The organism is Streptomyces marianii (genome assembly GCF_005795905.1).
GTDB classification, from domain to species: domain Bacteria; phylum Actinomycetota; class Actinomycetes; order Streptomycetales; family Streptomycetaceae; genus Streptomyces; species Streptomyces marianii.
On record NZ_VAWE01000002.1, the window covers coordinates 39,746 to 53,114 of the forward strand.

The 13,369-nt window shown below is 70.5% G+C and carries 17 protein-coding genes; 16 read left to right on the top strand and 1 reads right to left on the bottom strand.

Annotation, left to right across the window (positions count from 1 at the left end; genetic code table 11):
* Positions 1–44 precede the first annotated feature (44 nt).
* The 10 genes from FEF34_RS38035 to FEF34_RS38080 all read left to right on the top strand — a co-directional run bounded on the left by FEF34_RS38035 (position 45) and on the right by FEF34_RS38080 (position 7,320).
* Positions 45–1,043 (top strand): hypothetical protein, encoded by a 999-nt coding sequence (locus FEF34_RS38035; RefSeq protein ID WP_138058017.1) that lies wholly within the window; start codon positions 45–47, stop codon positions 1,041–1,043.
* Positions 1,044–1,161: 118 nt separating this feature from the next.
* Positions 1,162–1,482 (top strand): hypothetical protein, encoded by a 321-nt coding sequence (locus tag FEF34_RS38040; protein WP_138058018.1) that lies wholly within the window; start codon positions 1,162–1,164, stop codon positions 1,480–1,482.
* Positions 1,482–1,871, top strand: a complete 390-nt coding sequence (locus FEF34_RS38045) for a hypothetical protein (protein WP_138058019.1) — start codon at positions 1,482–1,484, stop codon at positions 1,869–1,871. Before FEF34_RS38040 ends, FEF34_RS38045 begins: the two co-directional genes overlap by 1 nt.
* Positions 1,872–2,158: 287 nt before the next feature.
* Positions 2,159–3,352: a hypothetical protein gene (locus FEF34_RS38050; RefSeq protein ID WP_138058020.1), complete on the top strand. Its 1,194-nt coding sequence runs from the start codon at positions 2,159–2,161 to the stop codon at positions 3,350–3,352.
* 81 nt (positions 3,353–3,433) lie between these two features.
* Positions 3,434–3,682 (top strand): transporter, encoded by a 249-nt coding sequence (locus FEF34_RS38055; RefSeq protein ID WP_138058021.1) that lies wholly within the window; start codon positions 3,434–3,436, stop codon positions 3,680–3,682.
* Between the two features lie 211 nt (positions 3,683–3,893).
* On the top strand, positions 3,894–4,400 hold the full coding sequence (locus tag FEF34_RS38060) for a hypothetical protein (RefSeq protein WP_138058022.1): 507 nt from the start codon (positions 3,894–3,896) through the stop codon (positions 4,398–4,400).
* Positions 4,401–4,486: 86 nt separating this feature from the next.
* Positions 4,487–5,074 carry a hypothetical protein gene (locus FEF34_RS38065; RefSeq protein ID WP_199800769.1) on the top strand — a complete coding sequence of 196 codons (588 nt, stop codon included), beginning with the start codon at positions 4,487–4,489 and terminating at the stop codon, positions 5,072–5,074.
* Positions 5,075–5,479: 405 nt separating this feature from the next.
* Complete coding sequence (locus FEF34_RS38070; RefSeq protein ID WP_138058023.1) at positions 5,480–6,460, top strand: hypothetical protein; 981 nt, start codon at positions 5,480–5,482, stop codon at positions 6,458–6,460.
* Between the two features lie 70 nt (positions 6,461–6,530).
* Positions 6,531–6,845, top strand: a complete 315-nt coding sequence (locus FEF34_RS38075) for a hypothetical protein (RefSeq protein WP_138058024.1) — start codon at positions 6,531–6,533, stop codon at positions 6,843–6,845.
* Between the two features lie 82 nt (positions 6,846–6,927).
* The gene (locus FEF34_RS38080; RefSeq protein ID WP_138058025.1) at positions 6,928–7,320 is read left to right on the top strand and encodes a hypothetical protein; all 393 of its coding nucleotides are present in this window, start codon (positions 6,928–6,930) and stop codon (positions 7,318–7,320) included.
* Between the two features lie 211 nt (positions 7,321–7,531).
* On the opposite strand, the gene FEF34_RS38085 is transcribed toward FEF34_RS38080, so the two are convergent.
* On the bottom strand, positions 7,532–7,756 hold the full coding sequence (locus FEF34_RS38085) for a hypothetical protein (protein WP_138058026.1): 225 nt from the start codon (positions 7,754–7,756) through the stop codon (positions 7,532–7,534).
* Positions 7,757–7,993: 237 nt separating this feature from the next.
* Here FEF34_RS38085 and FEF34_RS38090 point away from each other — a divergent pair, with 237 nt between their 5' ends.
* From FEF34_RS38090 to ligA, 6 genes are all read left to right on the top strand, one after another.
* Positions 7,994–9,013: a DUF932 domain-containing protein gene (locus tag FEF34_RS38090; protein WP_171053364.1), complete on the top strand. Its 1,020-nt coding sequence runs from the start codon at positions 7,994–7,996 to the stop codon at positions 9,011–9,013.
* A 95-nt stretch (positions 9,014–9,108) separates the two neighbouring features.
* A complete protein-coding gene (locus FEF34_RS38095) occupies positions 9,109–9,405 on the top strand; it encodes a hypothetical protein (protein ID WP_138058028.1) in 297 nt (98 codons plus the stop codon).
* Between the two features lie 25 nt (positions 9,406–9,430).
* Positions 9,431–10,126 (top strand): hypothetical protein, encoded by a 696-nt coding sequence (locus tag FEF34_RS38100; protein ID WP_138058029.1) that lies wholly within the window; start codon positions 9,431–9,433, stop codon positions 10,124–10,126.
* Between the two features lie 98 nt (positions 10,127–10,224).
* Positions 10,225–10,680: a hypothetical protein gene (locus FEF34_RS38105; RefSeq protein ID WP_138058030.1), complete on the top strand. Its 456-nt coding sequence runs from the start codon at positions 10,225–10,227 to the stop codon at positions 10,678–10,680.
* A gap of 113 nt (positions 10,681–10,793) precedes the next feature.
* Positions 10,794–11,177, top strand: a complete 384-nt coding sequence (locus FEF34_RS38110; protein WP_138058031.1) for a hypothetical protein — start codon at positions 10,794–10,796, stop codon at positions 11,175–11,177.
* Positions 11,178–11,229: 52 nt separating this feature from the next.
* Complete coding sequence (gene ligA, locus FEF34_RS38115) at positions 11,230–13,290, top strand: NAD-dependent DNA ligase LigA (protein WP_138058032.1); 2,061 nt, start codon at positions 11,230–11,232, stop codon at positions 13,288–13,290.
* Positions 13,291–13,369: the final 79 nt, after the last annotated feature.

Here is a 13,369-nt window from a genome sequence, read left to right on the forward strand (position 1 = left end):
TTGACCAGCCACGGACACCAGCAACTCCAGCAACTGAGGAGCACATGCGCAGCATCGAAGCCGCATACCTGCACGTCGGCGCCGTCGTCCTGAACGGCTTCCACCGGGACACCGTCGCCTCGCTGCACCGCCAAGGCTCGTCGTACAGCCCGGCCGTCCGCGTCACCTTCGAGCCGTCCGAGCCGCACCGGCCCGGACGCCACACGGTGGTCGAGCCCGACCACACCTTTCCCCTCGCGCGTGTCCACGGTGTTGCGTGGGTCATCCACTCCCGGCACCACAGCGCCCGTGCCGCCCAGGGCCGGGTCCGGATCTCCGTTCCGTACCGCGTTCGCGACCACCAGGCATTCCGGCAGGAGTCGACGGTTGTGGACCGCTTGGTCGAGGAGCACACGATCACGTCGTACCGGCCGCTCGGCCTGGACCAGTTGCCCGGCCGGGGTGAGCCCACACCGCCGCCGCCCAACCCGGACAGTTCCCGCTTCTACCGTCTTCTCGGCCAGGGGCCCACCGTGCTGCGCACGGGCGACGCCGTCCGCGCTGAGCTGGACCGCCTGGCCGAAGTACACCGGCGTGATCACGGCCGCACTGACTGGGAGATGGGCCAGCGGCTCCCCGCCGAGGGCGACGTCTACGAGTGCCTTCAGTGCACCCGCTCGCCGTACGACCTGGTGCCGGTGGAAGTCGTCGTCGAGCGCACCTACCGGGACATCGAGCGCGATGACCTGCCCAGCGACTGGGACTACGAGTTGTGCGGGGCCCGGGCGTACGAGCGGCACTTGATGATGGGCACCGTCACCCCTCCCCCGCTGCCGCGGTACGCGTCCGGCATCGGCACCGGTGACATCGTCGAGTTCTCCGCGGGCAGCCACGTGAAGGCCCGCGCCAAGGTCGTCAGCATGACTCCCGGAAACGACCCGGTGAGCGGTGTCCCGATGGTCGTCCTCGCCGGCCCCAGCGGGCGTCCGTTCCGCCGGGCCCTGTCCGGCTGCGTACGCGTCGCGCCACCGGTGAACCTCATCGCGGTCGCCGAGGTGAGCTGACCCGACCTCTGGCCCCTCTCCCCGGGCCGGTCCCACGCGCCTCCTCCTCCAACTCAGCCTGGCCGCTCCCGCACCGGCGGGCCGGCTTCCCTGCCCCTTGCTCGGAAGGACTGCTCCGATGACTCCTGCACCGATGGATTGCCGCACCGAGGCCGACGTCATGTCAGCCGCCCTGGGTGCACACGGCTACCCCGCCTACCCATACGGGGAGGGCGGTGTCACGGCGCTCGCCGTCCCGTTGAATCCGACCGTTTCCGGCGACGACGTCCTGTGCCACCCGCACGTGCTGATCGCGTCCGGAGAGAGCGCTGACCGGCCGGTTGCCGAGCACGACGCACCATGGGCGGCTTCCCTGTACGAACCGGGCCACGAGTTCGTCGACGTCGTCTACACCGGGGATCCGGTACACGGCATCGCTGAGGATGCGCGGCCGAGGTAGTGGATTATGCCGCCCTCTGGTTCACCGGCCACGCGCCCGCGCCGGTACCCGGCGCCGCGCAGCGGTTGCTCGATGCCCTCAGGAGCGCGGACGTGGCCGGCTTCTATGACGGCGAGGAGGGAGTTGTGTACGCGCATCCGCTTCATGTCGCGCAGGACCGTGCCCTGGAAGAGCCGCACGTGATGCTCCAGGTGTTCACGGCCGCGGACGGCTGGCCGGACGGCTTCAGCGCGGTGGCATTCGAACCTGACGGCAGCGGCAGCTTCCGCGAGGTGGCCACCGTCTTCGAGTCTCACGGAGTTCCCGGCGAGCAGATGGTTACCTGCGGCGCCACGGCTGTTGCCGAGTGGTTCACCGACCTCCGTCCGCCGGCCGGCGCCGAGCGCTGAAGGCGCTGTCCGCGCACGGCATGGCGCCCGTCGCGGGGACCGATGTGTATGCCGGCGTTCCAGATCATGAGGGGCGGGCCGGCGAGCAGACCGTCTGGTCAGTGGCTCACCTGTCCATCGCGGTGAGTCCTTCGTGTGGCGGCCGGATGAGTTCGTCATGGTCATCCCCTCCGCCCAAGTCCCGGCATCCGGCGCCGCCCGCACGAGCCCGGCCGCATGTTCTCCGGCATGACCGCCTGCCCCTTCGGTCGGGCGGACCTACCCGTCTCACCTGGAGTCGCACTGTCATGAACACCGAACCCCTCAACGCCTTCCCCTCGTTCCGCCTGCGCCCGGCTGAGGCGGGCGCGCACGACCTCCTGGCCCCGGACGGCCGCGTCGCTGGCCAAGTCCTGGCTTCGAGCGGCGGGCATCTCGCGCGGGTCGGCCCCGACTCCGGCCCGCTCCGCCGTAGCCCGCAGGGCGCAGGTGCGGACGCCGTCATGTTCCACATCGCGGGTCACGGTCTGCCGGACGAGCCAGCCGCCGCGTACTCGGGCTCCCCGGAGGCGCGAGTGGCTGTCGGTCTCGTCCCGCTGCAGCGCCAGGAGCTCACTGACGTCACGGCGCGGGCCTTCACCTTCTACGCCCTCCGCCAGCCGCACGTGGCGGCGATCTTCGCCGGTCTCGATGTCGTGGGCAGCGAGCGGGACGCCGTACACAGCCGCACCGGGTGCCGGCGTATCGCGCGGCTGCTCCTGCAGGTCCAGGAGCCCGCGCAGGCCCTGCTGGGCGAGTCGGGCGGCGACGCCCGGGACTGGCTCGCCTTTCCACTGGCACGGCTGCTGACCTTCTGCCACCAGGCACGTGCACGCCTGGTGGCGACCGCAGAGCGGCCGCCCGCCGATCTGTGCGGCCGGTACACCTCCCGCCGCGGCGCGGACGCGGACATGGACACCCTCCACCGGATCTGGCGGAACCTCCGGAGCGCCGCACCAACCACTGGCCTTACGGAGATCGAGGCGGCCATGGCGGCGCTTCCTGGCGACCGCTACGCGGGGTCCGCGAAGGAGTGCCGTGCAACTGCCGCTCGCCTGGTAGCCGTCCGCACGGCGGCCGAGAAGTTGACAGCGGCATCCTGCCGGACCGCCGAACCGGAGCGGGCCGTCCTCGCTGGGGAGCTTTCGGCCCTGGCCGCCGAAGCCGGCGTCCGACTGGAGGCGACCGCGCTCGTGCTCGATGACACCGGGCGGCTGGGCACCGTTCGCACCATCAACGACACTCTCGCCCTCGCCCGGCTCGGTGCGTCGGCCGGCGGTGAGCAGTCGGTCCGCGTGGGCGGCACGGAGCTCGGGCCCGTGCGCCGCACGGCCGACGGAATGTGGTCCGGGCCGGGGATTGGTGAGCCGTACAACTCCTTCGAGGGTGCAACCGTGGCACTGATCCGTGCCCATCTCGCGAAGGTCGCTGCCGAACGCCGGGCGCGGCTCGGGCTGACCTGATGGGCAGGGCGGGAGTTGCCGCCCCAAGGCCCTTGAGACGCGTCGATTCCGCAGCACTCCCCGCAACCCTGGAGGTCGCCGTTGAACCCCACCGAGCGCATCCGAGCCCTCGCTGTACGCCTGGAGTCCCAGGGCCGGCCGCTGCGCTACGAGGAACTCCCCCGGCTCCTCGATGGCACCGTCGAGCCGTCCGTCGTGGACCTCGCCTGCATCGCCGACGAGGCCGGCGTCACGGTCGAACTTCTCCTCGGCACCCGGCCGCGCCGTCCCGTGCTCGACTACTGCGATCTGTGGCCCCTCTCTGTGCAGGGCGAGGGTGCGTCAGTTTGAAGCTGGGTTGGCCCAGCGGGGTGTGAGCGGATCGGCGCCCCGCCGGGCCGCGGCACGGAGCGCCACCGGCCGAGGCGTCCCCCTCCCGTTCAGCGCATCACGAACCATTGACAATACTCACCCAGTGAGGTACATTAGAGTTTAGGTGGTCGGGTGATGCAAGCGCCCGGCACGGTCACCGCGATCCGCACCCGAGCACAAGGAGTTCCGCATGGGACACGCCCACTACTTCGCGTACACGCCCAAGGCGGAGAGCTTCCGGTCCGTCTGGCTTCAGCTGCGCCTCGACGCCGCGGCCATCATCGACCTCGTCGAGGGCGCCGAGGGGATCGCACTCGCGGGCGGCGCGGGAACCGGGGCACCCCGGATCGACGAGGAAGCCATCGTCTTCAACGGTCTGGCCGCCGCCGACGGGGACTACGAGACCTTCTCGATCGAGCTGGACCCGCAGCACGAGGACGAGCGCGGCTTCACCTACAGCTTCTGCAAGACCGGATTCTCCCGGCCCAGGCCGTACAACGTGGCGGTCACCGCCGTCATGCTGCGGGCCCACACGCTCGCCCCGGACTGCTTCGCGATCGACAGCGACGGCGACTGGGACGAGGAGTGGCTGTACGCCCGCGCGATCCACCGGATGCTGTTCGGGACCGACCCCGGCATGGCCAGCCCGTTCACTTCGCAGCTCCACTCGACCGGTCCGGTCGCGGCGCGCTTCTGAACGCGCGGGGTGTGCGGTGCGATGTCCGCAGCGCACGCCCGCCGGCCTGCATTCATCCGCTGAACACAGACACCAGGGGTGCGCCCATGTCCGTGACCTTCACCGCCTCCTGGCGCCCGCCCCGCCGGTTCGCCGCCAGCTGTGGCTGCGAACGCGCCACCGCGCTCGCAGCACGGCACACGACCTACGAGGACGCGCTCGCCGAAGCCCTGACCGCCAGCCCCGTCCGGGACGCGATGCCCGGCTGTGCGATGCCCGAGGTCTGCCCCGAGTACCCGCTGCGGGTGCACGGCACCGACCCCGACGGCGATGTGCCGGAAGTGAATGTGTCTCAGCGCAACGCGGCCCGACTCCTTGAGCTCCTCGGCCTCCGCCCGGGAGTGTCGGCCGACTCGGCCGCACACCAGGCTGAGGCGCCGGCGAACAGCGTGGAGCCCACCAACCAGCGGCCCCTGACAGGTGACGGTGCCGGGGACACGACCGCCGAGGACTTCCTCGGCCGCGTCCTGGTCGCGCTTGCCCTGACCCCGGAGGACGAAGGCATCGACGGCTACTGGAGCGGGCGTACCCACATGGGCGGCCGTCGCGCCGGCTACCTGCAGCAGCGTCTGGCCGAGCTGCACGCCCTCGCGCAGTGGTGCGCCGCCCGCGGCCGCGGCGTGGTCTGGGGCTGACCGGCGTGCCGCCCCGGTTGACTGGACAGCGGCTCGCGGCCCTGCGTGACGCCGCCGTCCGGCCCTCGGGCGGGCATCCACCCGATGCTCGGCGGCACGCCGGGCGTCCGCGCGCTGGAGATCTGGGCCTTGCCGGGTTCCTCGACGCCTGCGGTCACCTCTTGGGCGCCGTCGATCCCGGCGGCGAGCACCGCGGGCACCCTCCCCCGCTACGCCTTCCCCCGTCAGAGCGGCAAGCCGCCGCCGGCGGGCCGCTTCGCGCCCAGCGTGACGGTCGGCCTCTGCCGCCGCTCGCCGATGACCGCAATAATTGACACTCACTCTCCTCCATGAGAACATTAGAGAGTACCTAGAGGTGGGCTTCCCTGCCCGCCGCTGCCGCCCATACGTCCGCCCGGAGCCCCCATGAAGACCATCGACGATGTCCGGGAAGCCTTCGCTGTGCTGCCCGAGCGCGTCACCGCTGCGCAGATCGCCGAGGCCACCGGCCGTAAGCACATCAACAACTGGACGCCGGACCCCACCTTCCCCGGCGAGGTCGCACGCAGCGGGCGCACGATCTACCGCGACCGCGACGCCGTCTTGAAGTGGTACGCGGCCCAGTCCTTCTCGCGTGCGGACCGCTCCGGGCCCCGTAACCTCGCAGCGCAGGTCCTCGCCGCCAGGCCCGCCCGGGTACTGATGGACTTCGGCGAACTGGCCGAGCTGCTCCACCTGACGCGGCGCGCGGTGTACAAGTACGCCGAGCGGTACCCGGCCGGCGAGGTCGCCGACCCCTTCCCGCCGACGGACTACGACGGCAAGACCTCCTGGAGCCAGGTCCGGGCATGGCTGCTGCGTCACAACGACCCGATCCCACAGCCCGATGAGCACGGCACGCGTGTCTGGGCGGAGGTCCGCGCGTGGCTGATGAAGCACGCTGCCGACGGCGCAGAGCCGCGTGCCGACGGGACGGTCTACCTTGACGAGCTGGGCCTGACCGTGGGCCAGCGCGACGTCATCGAGCGTGCCCGCATCGCACGGGCCTCCGGCATCGGGGTGCCTTCCGAGTGGCTGGCCGAAGCCATCCACCTGGAAGAACCCGGGCAGGCGGAGTGGCTCGCCGAGCTGCTCGACCTGGAGGACGCGGGCCGGGCCGCCCTTCGCGTGCAGGACACTCCGGTGCCGCAGGAACCCCGCCGTATGCGGCCCACGGCGCTGGCCCGCGAACTCGGCCTGAAGGCCAGCACGATCAAGTACTTCGCGCGGACCTACACCCCGGGAACCAGCGAAGACCCCTTCCCGGAGAAGGACTCCAGCAGCGCCTACGACGTCGCCGAGGCACGGGAGTGGCTGATCCGCAACCGCAAGCTGCCCGTCGACCAGAGCCCGCCGGCCGGCGCCTGACCTACTGCCCTACCGCCCCTGCCGCGCTGCCCAGGACCACTGGGCGCCGAGAAGAAGCTGGTGACCGACTGTGCTCGACATCGAAGCCGATGCTCCGCTGAGCCCCGAGGACGCCGCCCACACGGCCCGGATCCTCACCCTCGCCGAGTCCCTCGGCGTCGACCCGTGCGACCTGGACGACGCCGTGCACGACGCTGCCTCGCGGTACGCGAGCGAGGCGGCCAACTCAACCGACGACGGCACCGACACCGACGAACTGCACGACGAGGCAGGCCGCCAGGCAGCCGAGCACGTCAACAACCAGGGTCTGGGCAGGCAGGTGGCATACCTGGTCGCGCAGTGCGGTCACGAGGAGGCCGAGCGGATCGTCCGCGAGACCGTCTGACGGACACCGGCGCCCCCGGCTTGGGCATCAGGCAAAGGGCCGACCGGACACCCCGCTCATCTCACCTGAAAGGCAGAAAGGCATGAGCAAGACCGCGCTGGCCTCGGCCGACCCGGCCGAGATCGCCGCTCTCCGCGGCGTCTTCGCCGACGGGTACACCGCCGACGACATCAACCGCGTCTTCGGCACCATCCACGAGGTGTACGGACGGACGATCGTCTGCCGCTGGCAGCTCCTCGACGAAGGGTGGTACCAGGGCAACTCCGAGTTCTATCACCAGGACGGCGCAACCTACTTCTACGACAACGGCGGCGTCTACGACTGGCTGAGCGGAGCTCCGGACGCTCCTGCCGAACTGGGAGATCCGCTGCGGTGGCGCGGCAGCCCCGTCCCCAACAGCGACAGGGAGGGACCCCAGCACGCACTCACCGACGACGGGTTCCACAACTGCGCTCTCGTCGACATGGACGCGTGATCACACGCAGAGCTCCCAGGAAGGGCTCAGGGCGTTCCCCTGGGCCGCTAGAGTAGGCGTGCACACTCCTCCCGGAGCGCCTTGGCGCCTCGGGTGGGGCTCGCGGTGAGGGGCCGGACGGCCTTGCAAACCCCCTTCTTCACCGAAGGGGGAGACTTCGGTCTGTCGTCCGGCCCCTTCTTGTGCCCGGAAGTCCGCGGCAACTTCCTCACTACTCGGCCGGCGTTCCGGACCGCTCAGCCCGCTCGCACTGCCAGCGCCGCCATCCGTCCCAGGCGAGCCACGCCGTGCACGAGGCGACGACCACGATGGCGGCCCACGTGGCAGCCGTCTGCTGCGCCGCGTCGGCGACCACCGCCACCACTACTCCCACGACCCCGAGGGCCACGACCGCCATCGCCGGGATCCGCGCCTGCCTGTCCGTACGCCGCACCATGTGATGTTCCTCCGAAGACTCTCCTGCGCCACGGATGAGTGTGCCGCACCGCCCCTCCCGCTGCCCTCCGGTCGACGACTTGTCTACCGGCGGGCTTCTTGCTGTGCCCGCGGGATGTACGGGGTGCCCTCCCTCAACTTCATTGACGCTTTTAACTTGACTCTACTGTACCTGATGAGTAAAGTTATAAGTGTCAGGGGGTCGGACGGGACTCCCACTGATCGAGGAGTTTCGCCTGTGACTGTGCTTGAGAGCCCCACCACCGGAACCGCCCTTCGCGCCCCGGGCCGCAAGGACGCCTGGACCATCCTGGGCACCAGCGTCCGCGAGGCGACCAGCGCCCGCGAGGCCCTGGAGATGGCCGACCTGCGCGACTGGAACGTCCGCCTCATGGGCAACGTCACCGCCACCGAGGTCACGATCCACGAGGACGGCGTCACCGCCACCGAGGTGGAGATGCCCGACACCCGCGCCACCGTCCGCACCAACCCGCGTACCAAGCGCACCGAGTATCTCGGCACCGTCGGCCGCAAGTACACCCCGGTCCAGATCGAGGCGTACGAGCGGGTCCTCGACCTGGCACGCACCGAGTCCGGAGCGGTCTTCCACAAGGCCGGCGCCTACGACCACGGCCGCAAGTTCTTCATCGCGATGAGCCTGCCGGGCACGGTCCGTATCGGCGGGATCGACGAGCACAGCATGCACCTCACCCTGTTCGGCAGCCACGACGGCTCCTCCGCGAACTCCCTGCACATCGGCCCCACCCGCGCAGACTGCGGCAACATGCAGCGGATCATCATCGCGGGCGCCAAGCACAAGGTCTCGGTCCCTCACACCGCCTCTGCCCTGGACAAGCTCGTCACCTTGGAGAACGAGCTGGCCGTCCTCTTCGACTGGCAGGACGCGTTCGAGCGCGAGGCCGAGCGGATGCTCAACACCCCTCTCACTATGGGCCAGTTCGAGAAGCTCGTCACCAGCCGTGACCTGTGGCCGGTCCCGACCAGCCCGACCCCCCGCACCCGCAAGAACTACGAGGTCCGCATGGACACCCTGCGCAACCTCTTCGAGAACGCGGACACCCAGGAGTCCATCCGGGGCACCGCGTGGGCGGGCTGGAACGCGATCGGCGAGTACCTCGACCACTACGCCAAGGCGAACTCCGACTCGGTGCGCGCGGCGCGGTCGCTGTCCGACACCGGCACGGTCACCAAGAAGAAGACCGCCGCTCACCGCCAGCTCCTCGCCCTGGCCGCCTGACCGGCCCGTCAGACCGGCCGCCGGGAGCCCCACCCCACCCGCTCCCGGCGGCCCCCTCCCCCAGCTACCGAAGCGACCGAAGCGCGGAGAATCCTTTGTCCCCCGACGCCGAACACGATGCCTCCCTCTACGGGCACGGCGTCAGCGACCACGAGGACGGCGTCCTCGTCCACATCGCGGCCGGCCCCTGGCAGATCCGGTACTGGGCGGGCACCCCCTCCAGCCTCTGGCCCGAGGAACGCGACGGCTGCTGGATGGCCTCTGTGTGGGCCCGATGCGGGCGTGGTCTCACCTGGAAGTCCGGCCCACCCTCTGCCACAACCGCTCGCCCTTGCCCAGCGTGCCTGCTGAGCGACGCCGCGATCTCCGCCCGTCAGACCCGCATCCGCTGAGTCGACCGAGAAGGATTCCCCCACAGTGACAGTGACCGCCGCTCTCACCCTGATCAACGACACGGCCACCCGCGTCGTTGATTACACGATCGCCTCCTCCGCAGTCGGCTTGCTGCCGCACGTGCCCTCCGACGTCGCCCCTCTGGCCGTCACCGGCCTCCGGCTGAGCTACATCAGCCGCCAGGGTTCCGCATGGCAGTTGGACCTCGTCACGTGCACGGGCAACTACGCGCCCGACGGCCGGCCCGGACAGGCGCATCGCGGCCAGGAGCACTACTACCCCGAAAGGGGCAGCGCCGGACGCCCCGCGTGGCTGAACGGACTCATGACCGCTGCGGCCGACCCCGACGCCCCGCTGCCGTGCAGTCTGGCCAGCAGTTTCGTCCGCACACACGACAGTGCCCATCGCACCATCCACTTCGAGATCACCGGTGCCGCCGAGATCCCTCAGTGGCACCCCCTCAACATGCCGACGCCTTACCCGCTGCGCCCCGACCGCGTCAGTTTCGGCTACCTCGCCGAGGAGAACATCTGGCGGCTGGACGTCGCCAGGTTCGCAGGCCCCTGGGTCGAGACCGGTCAGCAGCCCGCCCCGGACCAGAACCGGGGTGAGAAGCCGTACTACCCCACCTCCGGGGGCGACTCCCTGCACGGGGCGCCGTCGTGGGTGCTCGACCTCATCGACCGTCACAGCCTGCCGCCTGAGCTGGCCGCCGTGTAACAGCTCACCGACCAGCCACGGGCGCCGGTCCCGTCCCCGGCGCCCGTGGCCCCCTCCCCCGACTTCCCTCCCCTTCGTTCACGTTAGGAGCTGCACCTGTGGCAACCGACAACGGAATCCTTAACGGCCTTGAGGTCATCGAGTTCGAGTTCGCCGAGACCCCGCGCAGCACCCCTGAGAATCCCCGCTACTTCAAGGAGGTCCTGAAGGTCCTCCTGGCGGACGGCACGGTGGTCTACAACTGCGCCTGGCCCAACTGCGAGTTCACCCGGTCGAAGGCCAGCGGGGTGTGGCCGCACACGAAGGTCCACAAGAACACGACGGCCACGGCTCCGAAGGCCGCGCCGGACCCGTCCACGATCGACGTGAGCGGCCTGACGCTCGCCGAACTGGTAGACCGCGCGCAGAAGACCACGTGGCTCGCCGCTGAGCTCGCCACGACCCGGAAGAAGCTGACCCGGGCCACCCGCGAGCTGGAGGAGCTGAAGCCGCGCGTCAGGAATGCGGAGAAGCAGCTCAAGACCATCCGCGACGCCTTCGCCGCCGCCGCGTAGCCCATCAGCAGTGTGCAGGCCCGAGCCACTCGCCGGCCCCTGCACCACAAACGAGGTGCGGCCAGCCCACCCCGCCCGGCCGCACCTCCCGACCTCGCGAAAGGACATCTGCGTTGCGTCTTGCCGACCTGCCCGCGGGTGTGTACGTCATGACCGGCTCCGTCGTCACCGGCGTCGAGGCCCGCGAACTGCGGAAGGGCGACCTGCTCACCGTGAACGGCACCACGGTCACCGTGACCGGCACCGATCACCACGACCTTCCGGGGATGTCCCGCATCCCCGTCAGCTACCGGCCGCACGACAGCGACATCCGCCGGGTGGAGCGGTGGAGCGTCCCGAGCGATACCCGCTTCACTCCGCTCCGGCTGCTGCGCGCCGACCGTGTGGAGTGCGGCCTGTGCGAGGCCGGAACCAACGTCCACGAAGTCCGGCTCGACCGCGTCACCGAAGGCTGGATCCAGTCCTGGGTGTGCAACGCCCACCTCGAACTGTCCTGACCCCCGCCACGCCCCACCGCCGATTGTCAGACCCCCACGAAAGGATCACCGCATGACGACTGCTGCACCCGCCACCTCCCTGACCGACCGCGCTGCCTACAACGAGGCGGTCGACCAGGCCCTCGCCGCCAGCGCCGCGTACTACGGAGACGGGGACACCACCCTCGACGACGCCTCGTACGACGCCCTCGGCCGGGGAATCGCCGCCTACGAGCGCGAGCACCCCGACCACAAGCGGGCCGACTCCCCCACCGGCAAGGTCGGCGGAGGCGTGGCCCCTGTCGGCGATGTCCCGCACACCGTGCCCATGCTCAGCCTCGACAACGTCTTCGACGCGACCGGCCTGGAAAAGTGGGGCGCGTCGCTGGCCCGCCGGACCGGCGGCCCGGTCACCGGCGGCTACGCGGTCGAGCCGAAGCTGGACGGGGCCGCCATCGCGGCCCGGTACCGTGACGGCCACCTCGTGCAGCTGGTCGGCCGCGGCGACGGCACCTACGGCGAGGACCTCTCGCACGCGATCGGAACGATCGTCGGGCTGCCCGTCCAGCTGCCCGTTCCCGCGACCGTGGAGATCCGCGGAGAGGTCCTGCTGACGAGCGAACAGTTCCGGACGGCGAACGAGATCCGCGCCGCGCACAACGCGAAGACGTTCTCCAATCCGCGCAACGGCACCGCGGGCACGCTGCGCGCGAAGGACCGTCCGTACGTGATCGCCACGACGTTCTTCGCCTACGGCGCGGTGGGCCTCGACGAGGTCGCCTTCCTGCACGGTGACACGCATGAGGCCGTCATGGCCCAGGTCGCCGCGCTCGGCGTGCAGACCACCAGCAGCACCGAGGTCGGCCTCAAGGTGTGCGCCACCCTGGGCGAGGCGCAGGCCCGCGTCGAGGAGATCCAGAAGCTGCGCGCCGAGCTTCCGTTCGGTATCGACGGCGTCGTCATCAAGGCCAACAGCTTCGCCGAGCAGCAGGCGGCCGGGTTCGCCACGCGCCACCCCCACTGGGCGATCGCCTACAAGCTCGCGGCCGTCGAGGCGCAGACCCGGCTGCTGGCCGTGGAGTGGAACGTCGGCCGCACCGGCATCATCGCCCCGCGGGCCGTGCTGGAACCGGTCGAGGTCGACGGGAGCACCGTCACCTACGCCACCCTGCATAATCCCGCGTTCATCCGCGACAGCGGGTTGATGATCAACGACACCGTGAAGGTCTGGAAGGCCGGCGACATCATCCCCCGGATCGAATCACCCGTGACCGCGCTGCGCACGGGCGCGGAGAGCGACATCGTCTTCCCCGAGGCCTGCCCGAAGTGCGGCGGCGGCATCGACAAGTCGGGCGAACGGTGGGAGTGCGCGGGCGGCGTGAACGGCAGCTGCGGCCTGCTGCCGTCGCTGAAGTACGCCGTCGGCCGCGACCAGCTCGACATTGAGGGCCTGGGCGTGACCTACCTGGAGGCGCTGGTCGACAAGGGACTGGTCAACGACCTGGGGGACCTGTTCTTCCTGGACCGCGACCAGCTCGCGGAGGCGACCGGGAGCGAGAAGCGCGCCGACTCCCTGCTGGCTCAGTTCGACAAGGCCCGGAAGCAGCCCCTGAACCGGGTCTTCTGCGCCCTGGGCATCGTGCGGACCGGCCGCACTCTCTCCCGTGAGATCGCCCGCCACTTCGGCACCATGGCCAAGATCCGTGCCGCCGACCCCGAGGCGCTCGCCGCGGTCAACAAGCTCCCTGGCGCGAATGCCCCCAAGATCGCCGCGCACATCGCCGCGATGGGCCCGGTCATCGACAAGCTCGTCGCGGCCGGGGTCAACATGGGCGAGGACGACGGCGCTGCCACCGCCGAGAGCGGCAGCAGCGCGAGCAGCAAGCCGCTGGCGGGCGAGGTGGTCGTCGTCACGGGCGGGATGCACGGGCCGCTGGAGGGGCGCAACCGCAACCAGATGAACGAGCTGATCGAGAATGCGGGGGGCACGGCCTCCAGCAGCGTCTCGAAGAAGACGACGATCCTGGTCGCGGGCGAGGGCGCCGGGTCCAAGCTCGCCAAGGCCGAACAGCTCGGCACGAAGATCCTCAGCGAGCAGGAGTTCGCCGCCCTGATCGCCGACCACCTCGGCTGAATCGCATCACCCGCAGGAGGCGGGGCGGCTCACCGGCCGCCCCGCCTCCTGCTGCGTGCACGCCCCTGCACGCGCTCTC